Origin of the sequence: Acinetobacter sp. YH12251, assembly GCF_013417465.1 — a bacterium.
In the GTDB taxonomy this organism is placed as follows: Bacteria; Pseudomonadota; Gammaproteobacteria; order Pseudomonadales; family Moraxellaceae; genus Acinetobacter; species Acinetobacter amyesii.
Genome location: NZ_VPDZ01000006.1, coordinates 65,038 through 89,020 on the forward strand (window position 1 = coordinate 65,038; position 23,983 = coordinate 89,020).

Annotated in this window: 20 protein-coding genes; 11 read left to right on the forward strand and 9 right to left on the reverse strand. The window is 40.0% G+C overall.

What is annotated here, in order from left to right; translation table 11 throughout:
* The first annotated feature begins 122 nt into the window (after positions 1-122).
* From FTV27_RS06205 to FTV27_RS06225, 5 genes are all read left to right on the forward strand, one after another.
* Complete coding sequence (locus FTV27_RS06205; RefSeq protein WP_180077560.1) at positions 123-1,289, forward strand: ATP phosphoribosyltransferase regulatory subunit; 1,167 nt, start codon at positions 123-125, stop codon at positions 1,287-1,289.
* A gap of 66 nt (positions 1,290-1,355) precedes the next feature.
* Positions 1,356-2,675, forward strand: a complete 1,320-nt coding sequence (locus FTV27_RS06210) for an adenylosuccinate synthase (protein ID WP_078189071.1) — start codon at positions 1,356-1,358, stop codon at positions 2,673-2,675.
* 561 nt (positions 2,676-3,236) lie between these two features.
* Complete coding sequence (locus tag FTV27_RS06215) at positions 3,237-4,040, forward strand: M48 family metallopeptidase (protein ID WP_078194387.1); 804 nt, start codon at positions 3,237-3,239, stop codon at positions 4,038-4,040.
* Between the two features lie 97 nt (positions 4,041-4,137).
* Positions 4,138-4,446 (forward strand): hypothetical protein, encoded by a 309-nt coding sequence (locus tag FTV27_RS06220; protein WP_078194385.1) that lies wholly within the window; start codon positions 4,138-4,140, stop codon positions 4,444-4,446.
* Positions 4,447-4,558: 112 nt separating this feature from the next.
* On the forward strand, positions 4,559-5,338 hold the full coding sequence (locus FTV27_RS06225) for a M48 family metallopeptidase (RefSeq protein WP_078194384.1): 780 nt from the start codon (positions 4,559-4,561) through the stop codon (positions 5,336-5,338).
* Between the two features lie 156 nt (positions 5,339-5,494).
* Here the strand turns inward: FTV27_RS06225 and FTV27_RS06230 are convergent, their stop codons facing one another.
* The 3 genes from FTV27_RS06230 to FTV27_RS06240 form a co-directional block, all read right to left on the reverse strand.
* A complete protein-coding gene (locus FTV27_RS06230) occupies positions 5,495-5,977 on the reverse strand; it encodes a peptidylprolyl isomerase (RefSeq protein ID WP_078194383.1) in 483 nt (160 codons plus the stop codon).
* Between the two features lie 136 nt (positions 5,978-6,113).
* Entirely contained in the window at positions 6,114-7,415 is a 1,302-nt protein-coding gene (locus FTV27_RS06235) for an NAD(P)/FAD-dependent oxidoreductase (RefSeq protein WP_180077562.1), read from the reverse strand.
* A 104-nt stretch (positions 7,416-7,519) separates the two neighbouring features.
* Entirely contained in the window at positions 7,520-8,833 is a 1,314-nt protein-coding gene (locus FTV27_RS06240) for a D-alanyl-D-alanine carboxypeptidase PBP6B (RefSeq protein ID WP_180077564.1), read from the reverse strand.
* Positions 8,834-9,013: 180 nt separating this feature from the next.
* Here FTV27_RS06240 and FTV27_RS06245 point away from each other — a divergent pair, with 180 nt between their 5' ends.
* A complete protein-coding gene (locus FTV27_RS06245; RefSeq protein ID WP_180077566.1) occupies positions 9,014-10,717 on the forward strand; it encodes a M61 family metallopeptidase in 1,704 nt (567 codons plus the stop codon).
* A 185-nt stretch (positions 10,718-10,902) separates the two neighbouring features.
* Here the strand turns inward: FTV27_RS06245 and FTV27_RS06250 are convergent, their stop codons facing one another.
* Positions 10,903-11,931 carry an ELM1/GtrOC1 family putative glycosyltransferase gene (locus FTV27_RS06250; RefSeq protein WP_078194377.1) on the reverse strand — a complete coding sequence of 343 codons (1,029 nt, stop codon included), beginning with the start codon at positions 11,929-11,931 and terminating at the stop codon, positions 10,903-10,905.
* A gap of 141 nt (positions 11,932-12,072) precedes the next feature.
* Entirely contained in the window at positions 12,073-12,861 is a 789-nt protein-coding gene (locus FTV27_RS06255) for an rRNA large subunit pseudouridine synthase E (protein WP_078194376.1), read from the reverse strand.
* Positions 12,862-13,050: 189 nt separating this feature from the next.
* Here FTV27_RS06255 and icd point away from each other — a divergent pair, with 189 nt between their 5' ends.
* Entirely contained in the window at positions 13,051-14,304 is a 1,254-nt protein-coding gene (icd, locus tag FTV27_RS06260) for an NADP-dependent isocitrate dehydrogenase (RefSeq protein WP_180004095.1), read from the forward strand.
* A 406-nt stretch (positions 14,305-14,710) separates the two neighbouring features.
* Entirely contained in the window at positions 14,711-14,839 is a 129-nt protein-coding gene (locus FTV27_RS17160) for a hypothetical protein (RefSeq protein ID WP_257229978.1), read from the forward strand.
* 317 nt (positions 14,840-15,156) lie between these two features.
* Here FTV27_RS17160 and FTV27_RS06265 read toward each other — a convergent pair whose 3' ends face one another.
* The gene (locus tag FTV27_RS06265) at positions 15,157-16,332 is read right to left on the reverse strand and encodes a YbfB/YjiJ family MFS transporter (RefSeq protein ID WP_180077568.1); all 1,176 of its coding nucleotides are present in this window, start codon (positions 16,330-16,332) and stop codon (positions 15,157-15,159) included.
* 233 nt (positions 16,333-16,565) lie between these two features.
* Positions 16,566-17,996 (reverse strand): pyridoxal phosphate-dependent aminotransferase, encoded by a 1,431-nt coding sequence (locus FTV27_RS06270; protein ID WP_078189059.1) that lies wholly within the window; start codon positions 17,994-17,996, stop codon positions 16,566-16,568.
* Positions 17,997-18,224: 228 nt separating this feature from the next.
* Here FTV27_RS06270 and msrB point away from each other — a divergent pair, with 228 nt between their 5' ends.
* The 3 genes from msrB to FTV27_RS06285 all read left to right on the forward strand — a co-directional run bounded on the left by msrB (position 18,225) and on the right by FTV27_RS06285 (position 19,751).
* On the forward strand, positions 18,225-18,644 hold the full coding sequence (gene msrB, locus FTV27_RS06275) for a peptide-methionine (R)-S-oxide reductase MsrB (RefSeq protein ID WP_180077570.1): 420 nt from the start codon (positions 18,225-18,227) through the stop codon (positions 18,642-18,644).
* Positions 18,641-19,129 carry a glutathione peroxidase gene (locus tag FTV27_RS06280; protein WP_078194370.1) on the forward strand — a complete coding sequence of 163 codons (489 nt, stop codon included), beginning with the start codon at positions 18,641-18,643 and terminating at the stop codon, positions 19,127-19,129. Before msrB ends, FTV27_RS06280 begins: the two co-directional genes overlap by 4 nt.
* A 112-nt stretch (positions 19,130-19,241) precedes the next feature.
* A complete protein-coding gene (locus FTV27_RS06285; RefSeq protein ID WP_180023948.1) occupies positions 19,242-19,751 on the forward strand; it encodes an energy transducer TonB in 510 nt (169 codons plus the stop codon).
* A 366-nt stretch (positions 19,752-20,117) separates the two neighbouring features.
* Here the strand turns inward: FTV27_RS06285 and dapC are convergent, their stop codons facing one another.
* Positions 20,118-21,287, reverse strand: a complete 1,170-nt coding sequence (dapC, locus tag FTV27_RS06290) for a succinyldiaminopimelate transaminase (RefSeq protein ID WP_180077572.1) — start codon at positions 21,285-21,287, stop codon at positions 20,118-20,120.
* 24 nt (positions 21,288-21,311) lie between these two features.
* Positions 21,312-23,978 (reverse strand): [protein-PII] uridylyltransferase, encoded by a 2,667-nt coding sequence (gene glnD / locus FTV27_RS06295; RefSeq protein WP_180077575.1) that lies wholly within the window; start codon positions 23,976-23,978, stop codon positions 21,312-21,314.
* Positions 23,979-23,983 lie beyond the last annotated feature (5 nt).

A 23,983-nucleotide genomic window follows, 5' to 3' on the forward strand; every position in this document is an offset into this window, starting at 1 on the left:
ATCTTTTATGAAAAAGTCGTGTGCAAGCGTAAAACTATCGTGCTAAACTAGGAGAAATCGGGTGTGCTCCCGATTTTTTTATGCGGATTTGTTCCGCGCTGACAAGAATTTAGGTTTACAACATGCCCATTTCAGAGACATGGTTATTACCTGATGGTGTAGCTGATGTACTGCCAGAACAGGCGCAAGTGATTGAATCTTTGCGTCGTGAAGCATTAGATTTCCTCGCATCTCGAGGTTATCAGTTGGTGTACACGCCATTCATTGAATACATCGAATCTCTATCTTCTCTTTCAGAATCGAATCAAGATTTAGACTTAGCCACTTTTAAAGTGATCGATCAACTTTCAGGTCGTTTGCTTGGTGTGCGTGCCGATATGACACCACAAGTGGCTCGTATTGATGCGCATGTACATCCTGTCGAAGGTGTAGCTCGTTATTGCTACGCTGGTACAGTACTACATACTAAACCACAGGGTTTTAATACCACACGTGCACCTTTACAGTTAGGTGCAGAATTATTTGGTTCAGACAGCATTGATGCTGACGTTGAACTGATTGATGTCATGATCAACTTGCTTGCTAAAGCAGGTCATGCAGATGGTATCCATCTTGATTTAGGGCATGTCGGTTTATTCCGCAGCATGGTGAAACAAGCTGGCTTGAGCAAAGCAGTTGAACGTCAGTTATCTGACTTGTATCAACGTAAAGCTTTACCTGAACTTGCTGAATTCACACAAAAGCTTCCATTCGGTCAAGATTTTTATACCTTAGGTCGTTTTGCAAGTGATTTAGATGCGTTACAAGCAAATTTAAGTGCTGAAGTTTTAAATAACGAAGCATTTAAACTTGCATTTGATGCAGTGAAATCGACACAAGCCGCAATTCAGGTGCGTTGGCCAGAACTACATATTGGTATCGATGTTGTAGAACTTCGTTCATATCATTATCACACTGGTTTAATGTATGCCGTATATGCACCAAACCGTGCTGCGCCATTGGCTCAAGGCGGTCGCTATGACGGTATTGGTGAACACTTCGGTCGCGCGCGTCCAGCGACAGGTTTCTCTTGTGATCTATATGCATTAACTGCAGGTCAAGTTCAGAAAAGCCAAGTTTTGGTTGCACCAAACGGCATCGAAGCAGATTTATTAAAGGCAATTGAGGCAGCACGTACCGAAGGGTTCAGTGTGGTTCAATTGTTAGGTAATGATGATTTAAGCTCAGCACCGTATGCAACGCACCAGTTGGTGAATGCAAATGGCGAGTGGACAATCAAACAAATTTAATCTCGGATGTGCCTGCGGGCACACACGTTTTTTCCAATTTTAACAGCATGATGCAATGAGGCTATTATGGGCAAGAATGTTGTGGTACTTGGTACCCAATGGGGCGACGAAGGTAAAGGTAAGATCGTCGACCTGCTCACAGATCAAGCGGCTGCGGTAGTTCGCTATCAAGGCGGACACAACGCAGGTCATACACTTGTGGTTGGTGGTAAGAAAACTGTTTTACACCTCATTCCATCTGGTATTTTACGTGACAACGTATTGTGCTTAATTGGTAATGGTGTTGTTTTATCACCTGAAGCTTTAATCCACGAAATGGAAGTTTTAGAAAAAGAAGGCGTGCCTGTACGTGAACGTCTACGTATTTCTCCAAACTGTCCGTTGATCCTTCCACACCATATCGCCCTTGACCAAGCACGTGAGAAAAAACGTGGCAATGCGAAAATTGGTACAACAGGTCGTGGTATCGGTCCTGCATACGAAGACAAAGTGGCTCGTCGTGCAATCCGTGTTGCTGACTTGGTTCGTGGTGGTGCTCATCTTAAAGCTCAACTAGAAGAGCTTCTTGAATACCATAACTTCCAATTGACTCAATTCTTCGGTGTTGAAGCCGTTAAAGTTGAAGATGTAATCGCTCTATGTGACGAATGGCGTAAAGTCATCGAACCTATGGTGATGGACGTGACTGGCGAACTTCATGCTTACCGCAAAGCAGGCAAGAAAATCATGTTTGAAGGCGCGCAAGGTTCACTTCTTGACGTTGACCACGGGACATACCCGTATGTTACTTCTTCAAACACAACTGCTGGTGGCGTAAGCTCTGGTTCAGGTCTTGGTCCATTGCACCTTGACTATGTATTGGGTATCACTAAAGCGTACACAACTCGTGTAGGTGCTGGTCCGTTCCCAACTGAACTTGTTTATGATGCTGCTAACGATGTTGGTGATGCAATCGGTAAACACTTGGGTACTGTCGGTTCTGAATTTGGTGCGTCTACTGGCCGTCAACGTCGTTGTGGTTGGTTCGATGCTGAAATTCTACGTCGTTCAGTAGAAGTAAACTCACTTTCTGGTATTTGCTTAACTAAACTAGATGTTCTAGATGGTTTAGAAGAAGTGAAAATCTGTGTAGGTTACGAAGCAGCTGATTCTGGTTGTGTAGGTTCTTCTGATGCGCTTGCATTTGAAACTTTAAAACCAATCTACGAAACCATGCCAGGTTGGTCTGAGTCTACTTTCGGTGCGAAATCACTAGATCAATTGCCACAAAATGCAATTAACTACGTGAAACGTTTAGAGCAATTGATTGAATGTCCAATCGACATCATTTCAACTGGTCCAGACCGTGATGAAACAATCGTATTACGTCATCCATTCGACGCATAATGTGCTGTTGAATTAAGATGTCAAAAGCCTCGCGATAGCGGGGCTTTTTTTATAGGGCGAAGAATAAAAATTCAAAAAATGACAGGTATTATTAACTGATAAACGCAGTAACATCCGAAGTGCCATTTGATTCAAATAAAAGAATGATACGCGGTAAGGTCATCCGCAAGTGTTTGAGACAGGACAACTTTTAATTAAAAATGTTATTGCAATACTGTGAATAATTTGACACTAGTGAACGAGTTTTGTCGGTGAGGTGCATTGCACCGCAAGATGGTTTCCTTGCGAAGCACGCTTCTCATTTTGCCTAATGAGAAACATTGTTTCATATGTGTACCTCCAGCCGAAGTCTAATCCCTGTATTTAAACCCAAGATGTAAGACTCCGTCGAATATACTTAAAAGTATTTAAAAAATGTGAAATTATTTTTACGGGGTAACATCAGATATTAAATTTAAATAATGGAAAAATAAAGATTTTGAAAAAAATAAGCATAAAAATATTGAGTCAGTCAATTTTTTGTATATATTTGACACTCTTTATAAATAACTAGAGATCATGATGAATTATAAAAAATCTTTGGCATGCTTTGCCGTAGCAGCTTCTTTATCAGGTTGTACCACGATTGCTGATCTTGCAGGTGCCGATTCTGCATCATTGAACTTACAGGCAACTCAGTCTTATAACGCAATGCTGAAAGATGCACAGACCAAACAAGTGCTCGATACGAAATCTGCGACCTATCAAAAAGTAAACCGTGTTTTCTGGAAAATGAAACCATTTGCAGATCAGATGAATCAAACGGGTCAGGCTTTTGATTGGAAAGTTGCCGTTATTAAATCTAAAGAAATCAATGCCTATGTTGCACCCGGCGGGAAAGTTGTTTTCTATACAGGAATCGTCGAAACCCTCAAACTGACGGATGATGAAGTCGCAGCAATCATGGGTCACGAAATGGTTCATGCTTTAGAAGAACATGCAAAAAATAAAATTGGCGCTTCAGCACTGACCAATCTTGCAGTGAGTATAGGTTCACAATACGTAGGCAATGCTGCAGGCGGCTATGGTGCAACCTTGCTTGATTTGGGTAGTCAGTTCGGTGTGGGCTTACCGTATTCACGTAATTTGGAAAGCCGCGCGGATAAAGGTGGCCTAGTGATGATGGCAAAGGCTGGATACAATCCAGAAGCGGCGATTTCATTGTGGAAAAAAATGAATGCGAATGATAATAGTGGCAACGACGCACTGAGCAAATTTATGTCTACACACCCAAGCAATAATGACCGTATTGCTGCTATGCAAAAAATGATGCCGGAAGCGCAACAATATTATAAAAATGCGACACCATCGAGTGTACGTCGTTAATATCTGCGGTTTTCAAGACTAAAGTTGCATTTTAGTACGCTATACACTTTGTGGTGAGTTGCTAAAATGCAATTTGAATTAGGAAGAGAAGTGCAGGATGCAAAAGAATATTTCGACCACCATTTTTTATTCTTTATTATTTGCGATGGGGGGAGCACCCACTATTGCTATGATGATCATTCGTGCCCAAACTCAAGATCCACAATTAATTTATCAAGCCCTCATTGGGTTGTCGGTGATTATTGCCTGTATTCTTGTACCCATAGTTTTGATACAAAATGCTGTCTTATTTTTTAAGCGAAAAAATGTGCAGTTAGAAGAAAAAATTAAGCCATTAATGCATGTGTATTTGGGCTTGAATGTGGTTTGTTTAATCTATTGGTTGGTTCTTCAATTTTCAGCTTAAAAAAATTACATAAATACTATTATAAGTCGCTATAACTTCGTTTTAAGCTCCAAACCATAAGAATATAATATCCATAAATTCACTTATATTTTAATGGTCTGGAGTATCCTTAATGAAAAAAATAATTCTAACGAGCCTGTGTATGGCCGGTGTAATGACGATTTCGGGCTGTGCGACAGTGGCAGATATGGCAGGAGCGGATACTGCTACATTGAACGCGCAAGCAACACAAAGTTATAACAAAATGGTGACAGATGCGCGTTCTAAAAATCAGCTCGATACCTCTTCGAGTACATATAAGCGCATTAATACTGTATTCCAAAAACTGCGTCCTTATGCAGACCAAATGAACCAAACGGGTCAAGCGTTCCAATGGCAATTGGCGGTTATGAAATCTGATCAAGTTAATGCCTTTGTCGCTCCAGGCGGTAAAGTTGTATTTTATACAGGTATCGTCAATAAACTGAATTTAACCGATGCAGAAATTGCAGCAGTTATGGGACATGAAATGGTCCATGCTCTTGAAGAACATGCAAAAAGTAAATTGGGTGCTCAAGCCTTAACGGATCTTGCGCTGAATATTGGTTTAAGTGCCGCAGGCAATAATGTCGGTCAATTGGGTACTGCGGCCGCGCAGTTGGGTAGTCAAATTGGTATAGGTCTGCCTTATTCACGTTCTTTGGAAAGCCGTGCAGACCAAGGTGGCTTAATGTTAATGGCACGTGCAGGTTATAACCCACAAGCGGCGATTACGCTTTGGGAAAAAATGAATAAGCTTGAAGGTGCGGGAGGTTCATCATTCTTATCAACGCATCCATCAAACTCACAACGTATTGAAGCGATGCGTAAAAATCTACCTGCAGCGCAGCAGATTTATAACCAACGTCGTTAATTCATAAGAATTAATTATCCGTTTTAAAAAAGCAGGCCGTGGCCTGCTTTTTTGTATTTAATAGTTTGAAAAGTTCTTATATGGCATACCTATATCAGGCGCAATAAAAAAGGCAAAGTAAAAACTTTGCCTTTTTGCACTAGAGATCAGAAGATCTTAGTGGTGGTGACCGCCTGCACCGTGTACGTGACCGTGTTCAAGTTCTTCAGCAGAAGCCTCACGGATTTCAACGATTTCAACTTCGAAAGTTAAATCTTGACCAGCAAGTGGAAAGTTCGCATCAACAACAACGTTGTCGCCTTCAACCGCTTTAACTGTCACGATTTGAACGCCGTCATCAGTTTGAGCTTGGAATTGCATACCTGGTTGGATGTTATCCACGCCTTGGAACATTTGAGCAGGAACTTCTTGAACGAGATCAGGGTTGTATTCGCCATAACCTTCAGCAGCAGGTACAGTTACAGTGAATTTTTCACCAACTGTTTTGCCTAAAAGAGCTTTTTCAAGACCTGGAATGATGTTACCAGCGCCGTGCAAATATGCTAGTGGCTCACCTTGAGATTGGTCGAGAGTTTCACCCTCTGCATTAGTCAATGTGTAGTGGAAAGAAACCACAGAGTTATTTGCAATAGCAGTCATGTTATTGATCCATTCAATTTTTTAAGGGTTACATCATAAAGTGAAATTGCACTTTTGTAGACTAAATTTATCAAAAAAATGCAATTTTTAAATGCTTATGATGCTTTTTTCATTAATCGGGGCAAATCTGTAAATTTCAATGCAATTTAATTTTAGGCGCAATTTTTCGTGTAACAAAATCTTTAGCCGTTAATAGTCCTGCATGTGCGTAGCCGTAAATTGTGGCTTGATGCATTCGATAAAGTGAAACGTACATTGATTTGGCAACAAAGCCTTGAACATTGACCTGACCTAAAAGTTCACCAACCGCTTTATGCTTGCTTAATGAGACTAGGGGGCCTTTGTCTGAAAATACGAACATTGGGAGTTGTTGACCACGGATACGCGCCTTTAAACAATCCACGAGAAATGACGCTTGTTGGCTAGCAACTTGAGCGCGTGGGCCGAGGACAGGCTCATCTGCACGCGGTTGGCAATGTGCACAATCACCAAACGCGAAAATATCTGGGTGTGCCTTAGTTTGTAATGTTGCATATACACTTAAACGCCCCATGCGGTCTTTTTCAAAGCCTTCAAGTTTAGAAATTACTTCTGGTGTTTTAATGCCTGCCGCCCAAACTTTTAGTTCGGCTTTAATTTTGCTTCCATCATTAAAATAAACATGTTCAGCATCGACTTTTTCCACACGTTTAGTGGTTAAGACCTCAATTTTCATGCGTTGTAATTGCTGCTGTGCATGCTCGGCCATTTTTTCAGGGAGTGCAGGCAGAATCCGATCAGCACCTTCAATCAAATTGATCTGTACGCTTTGAGGATGAATTTTATTTAAACCATATTTATAAAAATTATTTTTGGCTTCAACCAATTCTGCTGAAAGTTCAACCCCCGTTGCACCTGCACCAATAATGGCAATTTTCAACTCACGTGCTGTATTACTATTTTGTGCATCCAAATACAACTGTAAGAGATCTTGTTGGAAGATTTCAGCTTGTTGCAGACTGTCTAAATAGTGGCAATGTTCATACACGCCTGGCGTGTTGAAATCGTTGGAAACTGAGCCTAAAGCAAGAACAAGGGTGTCATAACTCAGTTGCAGTTGTTCTTGAGTAGATTCATATTTACCTTGTTGGACTTTGCTAAGCTGAATAGTTTTTTCAGCAGGATTGACATCTTCAAACTTAGCCAAGACAAATTCATAATGATGCTTCGCAGCATGCGCATAGTAGTTAATTTCTTCTTCGCTAACCGACATCGTCCCTGCGGCAATTTCATGCAAGAGGGGTTTCCATACATGCGTGAGTTTCATATCTACAAGGGTAATACGCGCTTTCTTTTTTTTACCGAGTAAATCACCGAGTTGGGTGACCAGTTCTAAACCACCGGCACCACCACCGACAATGACAATATGGTGTAACTTGGAGTCATCAGCGTTATTCATTGAATTACCTATTTTATTATTGTTGAAAAAAAAGAAGATGGCACGAGTATGCCATCTTCTTTTTTGCACGAATAACGAATTGTCTTACAAGTTACATAATCACATCATTGACCTAAAGGGTAGGTTTTAACTTCTGCTGAATCAGTATTAAAGATGCTAAAAAGGCCTTTGATCCACATCATGAAACGCTCAAAAACATTGGCTTCTTCAATTTGTACGTCATCTTCAATATCAAAGGTATTAATCAGTTGGTTATTTTGATAAACCGTAACGGTCGCTAATTTCATCACTTCAGCCAAAGGCGCAGTGAGTTCTTTTTCATTCACTTCAACACTCAGTTTGGTCTGTGTTTCATGAAGTGGTTCAATGGCTTGAATTTGACCATTGCCAGTATTTAAAAGAATACGTTGCTGTGTAGGATCAAACGCTTTTAAATCGATGGCATAAGCTTGATCATAAAGTGAAGTTGTAATCAGTTTAGGTTGTTGAGTTTCTACCTTAAACATTTTCAAGGTTGATTTAACCACAGGTAATTCTGCAATTAATTGCTTATCTTTGATTGCAACTTCATTACGTGTATAGGTATAAGCCAAGTTCATGAGGTTGTGTGCTACTTCTGCACGTTTTAATCCACTTTTTGCCCCTAATACCACAACAATCAAACGACGTTCTGGCGCGTCAGGATTCGCGATCAAACGGTTGGCTGTTAAAGCTAAATTATAACCTGCAGCTTTAGTAAAACCTGTTTTTAAGCCATCAACGGTGGGATCTTGTTTGAGTAAAATATTAGTTGCATGGTGGAAACGGTGATTATAACTAAAACTTTGTTGTTTAGAATAATTCAAATAGTCAGGTGTTTCGGTAACAAGTGCTTGCCCTAAACGTGCAAGGTCAGCCGCCGATGAATAATGTTCTGGCATGGTAATACCGGCAGGATTTTGAAAATTGGTATCATTCATGCCCAAAGCTTTAGCTTCTTTGTTCATGCGTTCAATAAATTTTGGAATATCACCAGAAATGCGTTCAGCTAAAGTCACAGCGGCATCATTGGCAGACATGACCACAAGACCTGCTAAAAGCTGATCAACTGAAATTTGTTCGCCTGCTTTGAGATACATTTGTGATTCATCCCATTGAACCACTTGTACAACTGGGGTTGCGGTTAGGATTTCATTTTTCTTTAAATGACCTGCTTTAATTTCCTTTAAAGCAATATAAGCCACCATCATTTTGGTAAGTGAAGCAGGAGCACGCTGAACATGGCTATTATGTTCTGCAATCACCTGACCCGACTGAGGGTCTAAAATGGTCCAAGCTTCAGCTTCCACGGTTTCAGGGACAATATTTAAAAGGGCGGCATTTGCTATCGTGGAGCATAGAAAACTAAGCAGCGCGATGAGGTAGATCACGTGTTTCAATGAGGTTCCTTAACCAACCATTCCGTTGGTGGTAAAACGAAAAAATTTTTAGGCATGCTATGCCTTTTTTTTTCTGCTGACTAGTCATAATTGTAGACAATTGCGACAGTTCCGCATTCAGTTGTAAAAAATGTTAATCTAATTGATAAGTTATCTTTTACTAATTTTATATCGCCCATTATGTTGCATTATCAAATCGAATTTGACGATTATCGTCAGCATCTAGTCCATGTCACTGCACGTTTCTTGGCAAATCCAACACAGGTGCTTTCTTTGCCAACTTGGATTCCCGGAAGTTACTTAATCCGAGAATTTTCGAAGCATATCGAAGCTGTTCGAGCTTATGATGAAGATGGGCGTTTGTTACAAATTGAGAAATTTGAAAAAAATAAATGGCGCTTATTCAATACAGATCATGAGTTGATCACGGTTGAATATGATGTATATGCCTTCGATTTGTCGGTCCGTGGTGCTTATGTTGATCAAAGCCGTTTATACGTTAATCCAGCTTGCGCATGTTTAGGTTTAGTTGACCAAGAACATACAGCCATTGAGGTTGAAGTATTCTTGCCACCCGAGTTAAAGCATTTCCAACTTGCGACTGGATTGAAGTCAAAAAGTTTAGTGAAAGGTCGTTATACCTTATATGCAGATAACTATGCTCAGTTAATTGATGCACCGTTTGAACTGGCGGAACAAACCCGTTTTAGTTTTGAAGCCAACGGCATTCCACACGAATTTGTGGTGTCGGGCAAACATGCTATGAACGCGCAGCGTATGCAGCAAGACATCGAAAAAATTTGTTCGACAGAAATTTCCATGTTTGGTTCAGCACCATTTAAAGACTATACCTTTATGACCATGGCAACGGCCAATAGCTATGGTGGTTTAGAGCATCCAAATAGTACAAGTTTAATTAGCCCGCGTGATGATTTGCCAAAAGCCAATGAACCTGTAGAGCCATCGGCAGATTATCAACGTTTCTTAGGGTTATGCAGCCATGAATATTTCCACTCATGGTTGGTAAAATTTATCCGTCCAGAAAACTTTGTGAATTATGATTTGAACAAAGAAGGCTACACTTCTTTGCTTTGGATTTTTGAAGGATTCACATCGTATTATGATGATTTGATCTTGCTGCGTAGCGGTGTGATTAATCAGGATTCTTATATCAAGCTTTTAAAAGCACAAATTGATCGCTATTTGCAAAATCCGGGTCGTGAAATTCAAACCGTTGCTGAATCAAGCTTTGATGCATGGGTGAAATTCTACCGTCAGGATGAAAACTCAAATAATGCAGGTACCAGTTACTATAATAAAGGCTGCCTCGTGGCGCTGTGTTTAGACCTTGGCTTACGTCTACGTGGTTCAAGTCTTGATGCCCTAATGCGTAAATTATATGCAAATGCGCAAAATGGCATTCAAGTGAATGAACGGACTATTTTCAATTTATGTAATGAATTAACGGGTGATGATTGGTTAGAACAAATCAATCACTTGATTAATACTACAGATGAATTGCCGTTAGATCAGTTGTTCCCTGAGTTTGGCTTAAGCTATACACTCAAAAATGACAAATCATTGCCATTTGGTTTAAAACTGGCTGATAAGCCTGAAGGTGTGTTGGTTCAGTCTGCTCGCCGTGACGGTGCAGCTGCAAAAGCTGGCTTGTCTGCGAACGATGTGATTATTGCAATTGATGGTCTAAAAGCAACCGTTAAATTGGCAGAAAAATATGCCAAGCAAGATGGAACTTATACCGTACTGGCATTCCGCCGTGATGAGTTGATGAGCTTTGAAGTAGAAGCGGCAGGTTCAGAATTGACGGAAGTTGAACTTAAAGTTGAAGATCAGGCTAAAGCGGAGAAGTGGTTGAAGGCTTAATGCAAATCTAATTAACTTGTTAGATAAAACCCATACACTCGTATGGGTTTTATTGTTGAAATTCTAATTGATTAGTATCTTGTCGGCATTTATTCTTGCCCATAGTCATTAAAACATTCATGTACTGAACGTATTAAATTACTTTAAAATTTTGAGCTTTAATTTCTATCGAATAAAATTTTTAATTAATAGATAACAGCTTTTTTTGCATGACATTTATAAAAACTCAGTTCTTGAGATTTTGCCCTCAAATCTTCTGCAAGTTGTTGAGTCACGATTTGTTCAATATGTTGAGCATTTAATTTTGGCTTGATATATGCAGCTTCAGTAATCTGCCCAATAGTTTTACGTTGTATTAATTCGAGATCTAAATAATTTTGAATAATTTCATCTTTTTCAGAATATTCACGACAAACTGAAATAACAATGCGACCGGTTTGGATTGATTCGGATAACATCGTTGCACTATCTTCAGTAACAAAAATATATTCACTTCGCTTTAACACATCGCAAATAGAAGTTTTAGAACAAGTATTCACAAGCTCAATATTTTTATCTTTTAACATTTGAATCACATGTTCTGATAACGCAGGTGTTCTACGAGAACATACGACTGACGCCTGAATTTGATGGTGATCTGCGAATTGAACAAATTGCTGAATCATCTCTTCAAAGTCTTGATGGGTAAAAGGGTACTCTTTTGTCGGTCCACCAATTAACAGGCATGCTTCATGATTCGACGGAATATGCGCTAAGCGAGTAATTTTAGAAGGTACAGCACCTGTAGGAATAATGATTTGTCTACCAGAATGATCTTCTGGAATCGTCGTAATAGTCCAATCAATAAGTCGCCAATTAAATTTACGTGTACCGCCTGCATAAATAAGTGGGATATTGAAACGTTGAGATAAATAAGCGGCATAAATTAAATTAGGCATACCTGAACAGACGATAACGTCGGTATGCTCTAAATTTCTTGGTAAGAATTTAAAGTATAAACGCCCGAGCGTGCGAAACAAATTCGGGAAATTAGACAGTTTCTTAAAAACGCTCACTGTACGCTTAGGTAAAGTAGGAATTGCAAACTGCTCAGATTGTAGATAAAAGCGCTTCTCAATCATTTCACTCACAGCGAGAGCGGGATTTAAATGTCCAATTCGGTTGTCATGAATAATTAATACTTTGCTTCTATTGTGTGTAGATGTGCTGCTCATTTTTGAAGTTTAAATAATCAACGTTTATATTGTTATAACTTATTATAGTGTCGAAATATGAAAATAATCTTAAATAATTGTTAGGTTTATAAAAAAATGTAAAGGCCTACGTAGATTGTAGGCCATTTTTGAAGCTTTTTATCAACGTCCGTTACGACCGCGGCCACGAGGGGCTTTAGTATTCGGACGAGTTGTGCCATTGGTACGGCGTTTGGGTTTTTCGCTCTCATCCATTTGCCAGATACGTTTTGTACCTGACTTTTTCACTGAGCCATCTTTATTCTTACGAACCATTGGCTTACCACCTGTACCGCCTGGTTTTTTCACATAAGAGCGCGAACGGTAAGGTTCTTCTGCAGGTACATTTTGAAAGTCAGGGTACAGTAAAGGCTCAATTTCTTTGGTTTCACCTGGTTCTAAACCCAATTGAACTAAATCGATGGCACCAATACGTGTACGAATTAAACGTAAAGTCGGGAAACCTACTGCTGAAGTCATACGACGAACTTGACGGTTACGGCCTTCGCAAATTTGGATTTCAACCCAAGAGGTTGGAATGTTTGCACGGAAACGTACAGGAGGATCACGATCCCATAACCATTCTGGCTGTTGCACTTTAATGGCTTTGGCTGGCAAAGTCATACCATCTTTTAGCTCAACGCCTTTACGTAATTGTTCAAGCGCTTCTTCTGTGATGTCGCCATCGACTTGCACTAAGTAGGTTTTGAACTTTTTATTTTCAGGATTGGTGATGTACTGATTTAAACCACCATGATCGGTTAAAAATACCAAACCTTCGGAGTCCATATCTAAACGACCTGCAATACGTAGACTAGGATCGTCCACGAAGTCAGATATGGTCATATGCGCTTCGTCTTTACGGAATTGGGAGAGCACGTCATATGGCTTGTTTAAGATGACGATTTTCATAGGAAATAACTTCTATTAAATACAATAATTCAAATTGGTTAAGATTTATTCAATAGGGAAATGCAGCTATTTCCCATCTAAATCTCAAAAAAGGTAGATTTGCTTTAGAGTATTATGCGTGAAGCGCAATTAAAAGTCTTATCAAACAGCAATTATTTTTTCACTCGCTTCTCAGGGAGGATCATAAAAATGGGTTATCAGAAGATCGTCGTTCCAGTGGATGGGACAAAAATTACAGTAAATTCAGACTTATCATTCAATGTTCCCAATAATCCAATTATTCCATTTATTGAAGGCGATGGTATTGGTGTTGATATCACGCCAGTGATGAAAACCGTAGTGAATGCTGCAGTGCAAAAAGCTTATGGTGGAAAACGTGCCATAGAATGGATGGAAGTCTATTGTGGTGAAAAAGCCAATAAAATTTATGGCACCTATATGCCCGAAGAAACCTTTGAGGCTTTACGCGAATTTGTGGTTTCAATTAAAGGGCCGTTAACGACGCCTGTCGGTGGTGGCATTCGTTCGCTAAATGTTGCACTACGTCAAGAATTAGATCTCTACGTCTGTGTGCGCCCAGTACGTTGGTTTAAGGGCGTTCCTTCACCTGTTCAGCATCCTGAACGTACAGACATGGTGATCTTCCGAGAGAACTCAGAAGATATTTACGCAGGGATCGAATGGAAAGCAGATTCGCCTGAAGCCAAGAAAATGATCAAATTTCTTAAAGAGGAAATGGGCGTCACTAAGATTCGCTTTGAGGAAAATTGCGGTATCGGGATTAAGCCTGTATCTAAAGAAGGTTCTCAGCGTTTGGTACGTAAAGCTATTCAATTCGCCATTGATAATGATAAGCCGAATGTCACTTTGGTGCACAAAGGTAATATCATGAAATATACCGAAGGGGCGTTTAAAGAGTGGGGTTATGAAGTCGCACTTGAGCGCTTTGGTGGTGAATTGCTAGATGGTGGTCCTTGGGTCAAAATAAAAAATCCAAAAACGGGCAAAGAAATCGTGATTAAAGATGCGATCGCGGACGCTTTTTTACAGCAGATTCTCATGCGTCCGACCGATTATTCAGTCATTGCTACCCTAAATTTAAACGGTGACTATATTTCAGATGCTTTGGCGGCTGAAGTTGGCGGCATTGGTATTGCACCGGGTGCCAATATTGGTGGCGCGGTACAAGTTTATGAAGCGACACATGGCACTGCACCTAAATATGCGGGTCAAGACAAAGTAAACCCTGGGTCTATTATTCTGTCTGCAGAAATGATGCTGCGAAATATGGGCTGGACTGAAGCGGCAGATCTAATTATTAAAGGGATCGCAGGTGCCATTGAAGCCAAAACGGTGACCTATGATTTTGAACGACTCATGCAAGGTGCAAAACTCTTGCGTTGTTCGGAGTTTGGACAAGCCATCATTGAGCATATGGACTGAGTTTATTTGCCAATCTAAGTGTAAAAAATGCTAGGTGAAAAAAGGACTGAATGATTCAGTCCTTTTTTATGGGAATTAATTAAACACACAGAAAAAGGGTTACTCAAAGCCATTTAAAAATACGAGATAAAAAGATGACTTCACGCAATCAATCAGATGGTTTGGCATGCTTGTCATGTTACCAAAAGTTTAAAACCACACTATTCGAGTGAACTTAGGTAATGCAGAAAATAGAGGGGGATTGATTTCAAATTAATTATTCTCCAGAAATTTTACAATGACGTAATTCGAAACATTTATCGGCTTGGTTCCTTGAAAATTAGCGGTACATTGGTTGTTGTCCTTTAGTAGAAGTACACCTAGCAGCAGTACATTGCGATATTTGTGATGAAAAAGGAGAAATGAAATGTCTCGTAAACAGCATCAACAAAACCAACAATCTGATCAACAACAGCAGCAACAGCAACAGCAACAAGATCAGAAGAAACAGAAACAACAGCCACATCAACGAAATCAGCGTCAACAACATCATTAATAGGCTAAAGACTTTGTGAGTCAAAGTTCATTTGGTCAAACGATTTACTCATTGAACGAAATTAAAGTTTTATACGTAGACGAGAAGGAGATGAATTTGTCTAAGAAAACCAAATCACTTAAAAAGGAAATTAAAGCGAGGTTGAACAAAATTTCAAAGCATAATTCTGCTCTGAAAAAATTAAAGAAAAAGCTGAAAAAAGCTTAGCCCATTCACTCTTTATCAAAATGAAAAGACCTATTTATATAGGTCTTTTCTTTGTATGCATGACTTTTGTATGTGTGAATGATGATGCAGTTGAATGTCTTGTGATCGACCTAGACGGTATTTTTGCTCAATTTTGCTGTGCGAGTAAACCAAAAGAGTTGTAGTGTTCCAATGCAGAGTACGCATGCGGCCAAAATAAATTGCTGTGAATAATCAACACCGATTCGCTGTAAAAAACTAAAGCTTAAACCACCGATCAATTGAATAGATGCAAAGCACAGGGTTGCAATACTCCATAGCTTTTTATAGGCGCTACCATAGATTTGCAAAATGGTATAAGAGGTGAGAAAAACCACTGCCGGATTGAGCAAACCTGTAGCAAAAGAAGATAAAAAAGTAAAAAGTGGATGGATATTAATAATTGCTATAAAAATCGCCAAGACATAGCTGCTATACAATATTTTAAGAGCACTAATATTTCCCAGTTTTTGTGCTAAGCAGTAAGCAGCAAAGGCTCCTAAAGCACTCCCTAGACCATATAAAATCCAATTGAAATTGATCCCGATCGGGCTCAGGTGTAGGGTGTGAGTTAAATAGTCAATCCAAAATAATGAATGGGGCACGTAAGCAAAAGCACTGGTGCTATACACGATTAAGAGACAATAGAAAATTCCATCAACTTTATGTTCTGCAGCTGAAATCGTGGTGAATGTTGTGAGCTGTGATTTAAAACCTTTTAAAAGCACGCTGAGTAAAATACAAATCAGGCTTGAAAAAGAAAATAAAATCAACCAAGCCCACTTTGTTGGCATTTGTTGGATGTAAGGCAAAAATAGCGTTGCCATTAGGACCCCCAAGCCAATACCGCTAAAACCAATAAAGTTGATTTTAAAGCGGTCTTGAAGCTGTGAACATTGGGCCACGACACTTGGGGAGAGGATCATCAATAATCCACCACTGATCCCTGAAATTACGCGCCAAGTGCTGTACCAAATTTCTGAAAAACCTGAAAATGCACAACTGAGTAAACTGAGTGTTCCTGCAATAGCTGCGAGTTGGATATAGCTCACCATGCTTTTATTTTGGGGTAATTTCATGGCCCAAAATGCACCGATCAAGTAGCCGAGCAAATTGGCACTGCCTAAGATGCTGGCAAAACTTGGGCTCCAACCAAATGCTTCACGGGTTGAAGGGAGGAGTGCGGTATAGGAAAAACGTAATATCCCGATGCCTAGGCACATGCTTAGACAGAGAAATAGGCTCAGTTTAATTTTGTTTGAGAACATCCTGTACTCATGTGTTTTTATGATTGGTTAAAAAATAACATGAATATGCTGTAGAAAAATCAACAGATCTTAAAGTTTTGACTAAGGTCTAAGCTCAAAATAAATTATTAAAAACTTAACTATTCAAAAAGATAGCTACGGTGTGAGTACAGAATAGAAATCAAATTTAAGCATACAGTAATAAAAAAACCGTACAGCACGTACGGTTTTTTTATTTTTAAAGCACTTATGAATTAACGCATTTTCGCCAAGAAACGACCTAAACGAGTCAGTGCTTCACGTAGTTCATTTTCAGCAGGCAAGAACACCACACGGAAGTGATCTGGTGTTGGCCAGTTAAAGCCCGTACCTTGAACCAAAAGTACTTTTTCAGCACGGAGGAAATCCAACATGAATTTCTCATCGTCTTGAATTGGGTAAATTTCAGGATCCAGTTTAGGGAAGCAGTACATAGCACCCTCTGGTTTCACACAAGACACACCCGGAATATCATTCAACATTTCCCAAGCAATGTTCCGTTGTTCATATAAACGGCCGCCCGGACGGATGAGATCATTAATTGATTGATAACCGCCTAAAGCTGTTTGAATCGCATATTGCGCTTGGTGGTTGGCACAGAGACGCATTGAAGCCAACATGTCTAAACCTTCAATGTAGTCTAGCGCACGTGATTTATCGCCTGTAATTGCCATCCAGCCTGAACGGTAACCTGCAATTCGATACGCTTTAGATAAGCCATTGAATGAAATACATAGCTGATCGCCTGCTAAAGATGCAACAGAGACATGCTCAATGCCGTCATAAACGATCTTGTCGTAAATCTCATCAGCAAATAAAATTAAGTCGTATTTCTTCGCAAGAGCTACAATTTGCTCAAGCACATGACGTGGGTAAACCGCACCTGTTGGGTTGTTTGGGTTAATCACCACGATACCGCGGGTATTCGGGGTGATTTTACTTTCCATGTCGGCAATATCTGGATACCAGAAATTTTCTTCATCACATTTATAGTGAATAGCTGTACCGCCAGAAAGGTTAACTGCTGCTGTCCAAAGCGGATAATCTGGCATAGGCACTAGCATTTCGTCGCCATCGTCGAGCAAGCCTTGCATTGCCATCACGATCAGTTCAGATACGCCATTACCGACATACACATCATTGACGTGCATGTTTAAGATGCCTTTTTGTTGATAATACTGACAAATCGCTTTACGGGCAGGGAAGATGCCTTTTGAGTCGGTATAACCAATTGCATTTGGCAGGTTGAGTGCCACATCGTTAATAATTTCTTGAGGCGCTTCAAAACCAAAAGGTGCAGGGTTGCCGATATTTAATTTAATAATTTTATGACCAGCCTCTTCCATCTCATTGGCCGCTCGTAACACAGGTCCGCGAATGTCGTAGCAAACATGCTCGAGCTTAGACGATTTCTTAATTTCGCGTGGGGTGTTAAACGTATTCGGCATTTTTATATTCTCGGAAAGAGTGGAGGTCACTTTTGCATAACGGTATAAATAGCTTTTAAATGTCTCGGTCGTTACTAAATCGAGATGATGTTCGTCTCTGAGTAAAGCAACTATTTTTTCATGCGTAAACCCTGCCTGTTGATATTGTTTGATCACGGGCAGCAGATTTTTAAAAATTACGCTCTTTTTCTGCGACATTTTTTAATCCTGAGCAAGAGTAGCGCTAAGATTATCACTAAAGGTGCTCACAAAAAAGCATTTAATTTTGTATTTTGCTCACCACGATTTTATATTTGCTTACTTTTTGCTTTTTGGGTCATTATATAGATTTTGTAAATTGTTGAATAAAGACTAGAAATTTAAGATTGAATGACGTAAATATAGGATTATCCTATTTTAAATACCACGATATAAAGGGACGTCATCATGGGAAAACTCAATAAAACAGAAAGAGAATGGCAAAGAGAATTGTCGCCAGAAGAGTTTCGCATAACGCGTCAGAAAGGCACGGAGCAAGCTTTCACTGGAAAATATTGGAATACGAAACAAGCTGGCACGTATGTATGTCGTTGTTGCGGGGAACCGCTTTTTTCTTCTGAAACAAAATACGATAGCGGTTGTGGTTGGCCGAGCTTTTATAAGCCGATTGAACCTGCTGCAGTAGAAGAAAATGTAGATATGACACACGGTATGGTCAGAACAGAAATTGTTTGTCATCATTGTGACGCACATTTAGGGCATGTTTTCCCTGATGGACCACAGCCGACTGGATTGCGTTATTGTATTAATTCAGCATCCTTAGAATTAGAAACAAAACAAAAAAATGATGAGGAAACTTATCCATGACCACCATTCACCAGTTTGAAGCAGAATTACTGGACGGAAGTAATAAATCCTTTGCAGATTATGAAGGCAAGGTTTTATTAATTGTAAATACCGCTAGTAAATGTGGGTTTACTCCTCAATTTGCTGGTTTGGAGAAAATTTACGAACAGTATAAAGATCAAGGTTTTGAGGTTTTAGGTTTTCCATGCAACCAATTTGGCGGACAAGATCCGGGTTCAAATGATCAAATTGGCGCATTTTGTCAAAAAAACTATGGCGTATCTTTTCCAATGTTTGCCAAAGTGAATGTAAAAGGCCCAGAAGCGCATGTGATTTTCCGTTATTTAACCAATAACTCGAAAGGCGTATTGGGAAATGGCATTAAGTGGAATTTTACGAAGTTTTTAATTGGAAAAAATGGTCAGGTCTTAAACCGCTATGCACCCACGACCAAGCCTGAAACATTGAATGAAGATATTGAAAAAGCTTTGGCTCAGTCAAAATGAAGTGAATCATTGGCCGAACTGAGGTTGATATAAAGGCGCGGAAGCGTCTTTATTTTTTGGATGTTTTATACTGAAGTGTCTTTATTTGAAGGTCATAACATTGTTTAAGCAGATGGTTAAACGTCGAATTTGTGTTTTAACGTTTTTTTTACTCGTATGTGTGGGGTTAGCTTGGGCAGATAGCACTCCAAGTGCATCTGAACCTACAAAAATGTCTGTTGTTGCAAGCAATCTAGACCGTACTACAGATGCTCGGGTCAACGCATTATTGCAATTGTTAAAAACACCTATAGAAGAATACCAACCTACGCGTGTTGCAGATGTAATTGATCCACATGTAAAACCGAAAATGTATGAAGTTTCTTGGGTAAATGCACCGCAATATGTGCTGTCTGCGTCTGAGATGAAAACATATAAACAACCTGTCAAACTACAGCTTACAGTGATTGCTGCAACAGGCTATATTGGTGGCTCAAAACTCATTGCAAGTTCAGGCTCTAAAAACTTTGATCAAAAAGTACAAAAATCCCTATTGGTTGCGCGACTTGAACCCATTCCGATGGTCGATAAAAATCTCAGTTATACCGTTGAACATGAATTTGCTCTTCATCCACCTCAATAAGCTTATAGCAGAAGGCAAATTTTGAGTTCCATAAATGATCTGTTATTACTGGTGTATCTAATTGATAATGAAAGATATTACTTTGCAACTAGCTAAAACCTTTCAGATGTCTGCTTATCTATTCGCTTTACAACAATCCGTTATGACCATACTTATTTTTCATACAGCGTTTAACACTGGGCGAACCTCAAACATTTAAATTGGGTGGTACATTTGATTTCTAATGGTTTTCAATGATTTCTCAATGATTGTTTATAAGTAATTATTGCTAGATGATTAGCTCTGAACGAATGTTAAGAAATGACTCAAATAAAAATGCCCCAAATCTGGGGCATTTTTTGTTTTAAGCAAAACACTTTAAATCAATTAAAGTACTGCTTTTAAGCGACGAATCACTTCTTCACATTGGGTAATATCTGCAACAAGGGCTAAGCGGACATGATTTTCACCCGGATTACCTTGTGCTGTATCACGTGATAAATAACGGCCTGGAAGCACTTTAACGTGTGCTTTTTCCATCAGCATTTTGGCAAAAATTTCATCATTATCCACTTTTAACCAGTAGTAGAACCCTGCATCAGGTTTTTGTAATGGTAGTAGGTGACCCAGTTCGCGTTGGAATAATTCAAATTTTGCACGGTACTGTACGCGGTTTTCTTCGACGTGTGCTTCGTCATCCCAAGCTGCAATTGAAGCCAACTGGTGTTGAACAGGCATCGCAGCGCCATGATAAGTACGGTATTGTAAATAAGGTTTTAAAAGCGCAGCATCACCTGCCACAAAGCCAGAGCGCATACCCGGTAGGTTAGAACGTTTAGACAGTGAGTGGAATACCACGCAGTTTTTATAGTCATCACGGCCCATTTCAGCACAGACTTCAAGCAGACCAATAGGTGCTTCATCAAACCAAAGCTCTGAGTAGCATTCATCCGACGCAATCACAAAATTATATTGGTCAGACAGTGCAATCAGTTTTTTAAACTGTTCTTTAGAAAGTACCGCACCTGTAGGATTACCCGGTGTGCAGACAAACAGTAAAGCGGTTTTTTCCCAAACTTCAGCTGGTACAGCGTCAAAGTCGCCAAGGTAGTTATTTTCTTCTGTACAGTTGATGAAGTAAGGCTCTGCACCCGCAAGTAAAGTTGCGCCTTCATAGATTTGGTAAAACGGATTTGGCATCACCACATAAGGGGCATCTTCACGTTTAACCAAAGCTTGTACAAACGAGAAGATCGCTTCACGTGTACCTGATACAGGCAGGACGTTGGTGTCTGCACTGATGCTATTGAGTTTAAAGCGACGGGTTAACCAATTTGCAATACTTGTGCGAAGCTCAGGTAAACCCTTGCTATTTGGGTAAGTTGATAAGTGTTGAAAATTATCAATAATGGCCTGTTTCACAAACTCCGGTGCAGGATGCTTTGGCTCACCAATCGATAGGGGAATCAAAGGCAACTCTGCGGGTTTCACATCCTGAAATAGCTTATTTAGCTTTTCAAATGGATAAGGGTGCAATAATGACAAACTGGAGTTCATGGAATGGATACCGATCAATTTAAGTTAATGATGACTACAAACCTGATTCGAAGCTTCATCAAGTGCTGACTTTAATTGTGCAGCAAACGTTTCTGCTTCTGAATCGCTCATAGGTGAGCCATCTTTTTTAGTGACATAGAAAATATCTTCAGCACGTTCACCGAGCGTCGCAATTTTCGCAGAGTGAATATCTAGGCCTTGCATCATAAATAAACCACCGACTTTAGCAAGTAAGCCCGGATGGTCAAGTGTCGCAATTTCAACCATATTTTGTTGAAGCGCTTCATTAAAAGAAATACTCACGGTATTTTCAATATCAAAATGACGCAGTTGACGTGGAATACGACGTTGCATCAGGCCTGGGTACTTGTCAGATTGGCTCAAGGCTTTTTTGAGCGCTTCAATAACGGTTTGTTCACGTTCAGGATCTGTTAATAAGGTGCCAAAACGGTCAAGTACAACATAGGTGTCCAAACTAAATGCAGTGGATGCTGTGATAATCCGAGCATCTTGAACGTCTAGATTCATTCTGTCCATAATTGCCACTGTGGTTGCAAACAAGTTAGGCTGATCTTGAGTGTAAATAAAGATCTGTACCGCATCTTGTGCAAATTTACGATGTGCTCGCATCATCACCAATGGTTCTGCATTATTGCCATGTTTTAAAATGGCGCGTGTATGCCATGCGATTTCATCGGCAGATTCTTTTAGGAAATATTCATCACCGAGTTCTTGCCAAACGGTTTCTACATCATAGAGCGCAAAATCATTGACTAACAGTTCACTGGCTGCAAATTTGGTATCTTCAATCAGCATTGGATAGTCTACAGGACGCCCTAAACCTGAACGAATCACATCACGCGCTTGTGTATACAGTTGACGCATGAGTGATGCACGCCATGTATTCCAAAGTGTCGGATTGGTTGCGTTGATATCAGCAACTGTTAAGGTGTAGAGATAGTCGAGATGTTCCATATCACCCATTTTCTCAGCAAATTCTTTCACCACATCTGGATCGGAAATGTCTTTTTTCTGAGAAGTAACGGACATCAATAGATGGTTTTGAATCAACCATGCGACAAGGTTACATTCACGTTCAGTAAACCCATGGGTACGGCAGAAATCAATTGCATCCGCAGCACCAAGTTCACTATGGTCACCACCACGACCTTTGGCGATATCATGGAAAATTGCCGCTAAATATACGATGTCACGGCGCGCCAGTCGTTGGAATACAGAGCTAACGACAGGGAAGTCCTTGGCAAATTCAGGTTCTTTAAAACGGTTTAAATTACGCAGTAATAATAGGGTATGGGCATCGACAGTATAAATATGGAACAAGTCGTATTGCATGAGTCCCATGATTTGCCCAAAGGCAGGAATATAGTTGCCGAGCACACCATACCGTTTCATCGCCACCATGGTGTCATATAAACGGTAGGGTGAGCGAATGATCGCCATAAATAAGGCTTGATGTGCAGGATTGTCACGGAAGTTTTGATCAATACGTTTTGCCGCAAGAGACAATAGACGTAAAGTTCGGGCACGAATCCCTTCAATTTCTGGACGATTCGCCAAGAGGTAGAAAATTTCTAAAATAGCACTTGGATTTTCAGAGAAAATTTTATGATGCTGCACCGCCAATTTGCCATCGACTAATTTGAAATTGGTATTGATCTCTTCAATTTTACGTTCATAGTCAGGCAAGCGCGGTGTGATGACCGATTCATTGAAATAAGCCAAGAGCATTTCATTTAAAGTCGTCACTTGCTGAGCGCTACGGTAGTAACGTTTCATGAACTGTTCGATTGGATAATTTGGTGATTTACCTTCTTCACGTTGATAGCCAAATTTAGCGGCAATGTCACGTTGATAATCAAACAATAATCGGTTTTCGTCGCGCTTGGTTAAGCGATGTAAATGATGACGGATTTCCCAAAGAAAGCTTTCTGTTTCTTCAAGAACGCCAAGTTCAAACTCTGAAATAAAACCTAGATGTACAAGGTCATAGATGCGATTGACACGGAAATGACGCTTTGCAATCCATCCGATTTGGTTGATATCACGGATACCACCGGGCGCATTTTTAATATCGGGTTCTAAGTTGCTTTCGGTATGGTTATGTTGAGCATAGCGTTTTGCTTGCTCTTGCATTTTTGCATCATAGAAGGTTTTATCCGTCCATGTCTGCGATACGATACGGCGTGGCCATTTGGCTAGGTGTTCATTGCCCACAATCAAACGTGCTTCGATCAGCGCTGTTGCCACAGTTAAATCATTGGTGGCTTGAGCAACACAATCATTAATAGTACGTACACTGATGCCCGGTTTGAAATTACCAACATCCCAAAGTGTTGAAATAAAGCTCGAGATGAGTTTTTCTTGTTCTGGGCTGATTTCATCCTCAGACAAAATCATGATATCGACATCGGAGTAAGGCAGCATTTCGCGGCGACCATAGCCACCGACAGCAAATAAACCGAGATCGGTTTGGTCGAGTTCAGCATGTGTCCATAAGAACTTTAAGGCTTCATCGATTAGATTCGATCGAGCCAAAATCACATCACGAATCGACTGTCCATTTTCAAAACATTCCTGTAGCTGATTTTCAACATCTGAGCGCCATTGGTTAATCGCCTGAATGTCGTGGTTACTTTTAATGTAATTCAGCAGAGGAAGCGTATTGATCATGAACA

Excerpts from the sequence above, each read along its gene's own strand:
- FTV27_RS06245 (WP_180077566.1), top strand. The coding sequence starts at position 9,014 with ATGTTGCATTATCAAATCGAATTTGACGATTATCGTCAGCATCTAGTC.
- icd (WP_180004095.1), top strand. The coding sequence starts at position 13,051 with ATGGGTTATCAGAAGATCGTCGTTCCAGTGGATGGGACAAAAATTACA.
- FTV27_RS06225 (WP_078194384.1), top strand. The coding sequence starts at position 4,559 with ATGAAAAAAATAATTCTAACGAGCCTGTGTATGGCCGGTGTAATGACG.
- FTV27_RS06215 (WP_078194387.1), top strand. The coding sequence starts at position 3,237 with ATGAATTATAAAAAATCTTTGGCATGCTTTGCCGTAGCAGCTTCTTTA.
- dapC (WP_180077572.1), bottom strand. The coding sequence starts at position 21,287 with ATGAACTCCAGTTTGTCATTATTGCACCCTTATCCATTTGAAAAGCTA.
- FTV27_RS17160 (WP_257229978.1), top strand. The coding sequence starts at position 14,711 with ATGTCTCGTAAACAGCATCAACAAAACCAACAATCTGATCAACAACAG.
- FTV27_RS06220 (WP_078194385.1), top strand. The coding sequence starts at position 4,138 with ATGCAAAAGAATATTTCGACCACCATTTTTTATTCTTTATTATTTGCG.
- FTV27_RS06285 (WP_180023948.1), top strand. The coding sequence starts at position 19,242 with ATGGTTAAACGTCGAATTTGTGTTTTAACGTTTTTTTTACTCGTATGT.
- FTV27_RS06250 (WP_078194377.1), bottom strand. The coding sequence starts at position 11,931 with ATGAGCAGCACATCTACACACAATAGAAGCAAAGTATTAATTATTCAT.
- msrB (WP_180077570.1), top strand. The coding sequence starts at position 18,225 with ATGGGAAAACTCAATAAAACAGAAAGAGAATGGCAAAGAGAATTGTCG.
- glnD (WP_180077575.1), bottom strand. The coding sequence starts at position 23,978 with ATGATCAATACGCTTCCTCTGCTGAATTACATTAAAAGTAACCACGAC.
- FTV27_RS06265 (WP_180077568.1), bottom strand. The coding sequence starts at position 16,332 with ATGTTCTCAAACAAAATTAAACTGAGCCTATTTCTCTGTCTAAGCATG.
- FTV27_RS06205 (WP_180077560.1), top strand. The coding sequence starts at position 123 with ATGCCCATTTCAGAGACATGGTTATTACCTGATGGTGTAGCTGATGTA.
- FTV27_RS06235 (WP_180077562.1), bottom strand. The coding sequence starts at position 7,415 with ATGAATAACGCTGATGACTCCAAGTTACACCATATTGTCATTGTCGGT.
- FTV27_RS06270 (WP_078189059.1), bottom strand. The coding sequence starts at position 17,996 with ATGTCGCAGAAAAAGAGCGTAATTTTTAAAAATCTGCTGCCCGTGATC.
- FTV27_RS06230 (WP_078194383.1), bottom strand. The coding sequence starts at position 5,977 with ATGACTGCTATTGCAAATAACTCTGTGGTTTCTTTCCACTACACATTG.
- FTV27_RS06280 (WP_078194370.1), top strand. The coding sequence starts at position 18,641 with ATGACCACCATTCACCAGTTTGAAGCAGAATTACTGGACGGAAGTAAT.
- FTV27_RS06210 (WP_078189071.1), top strand. The coding sequence starts at position 1,356 with ATGGGCAAGAATGTTGTGGTACTTGGTACCCAATGGGGCGACGAAGGT.
- FTV27_RS06255 (WP_078194376.1), bottom strand. The coding sequence starts at position 12,861 with ATGAAAATCGTCATCTTAAACAAGCCATATGACGTGCTCTCCCAATTC.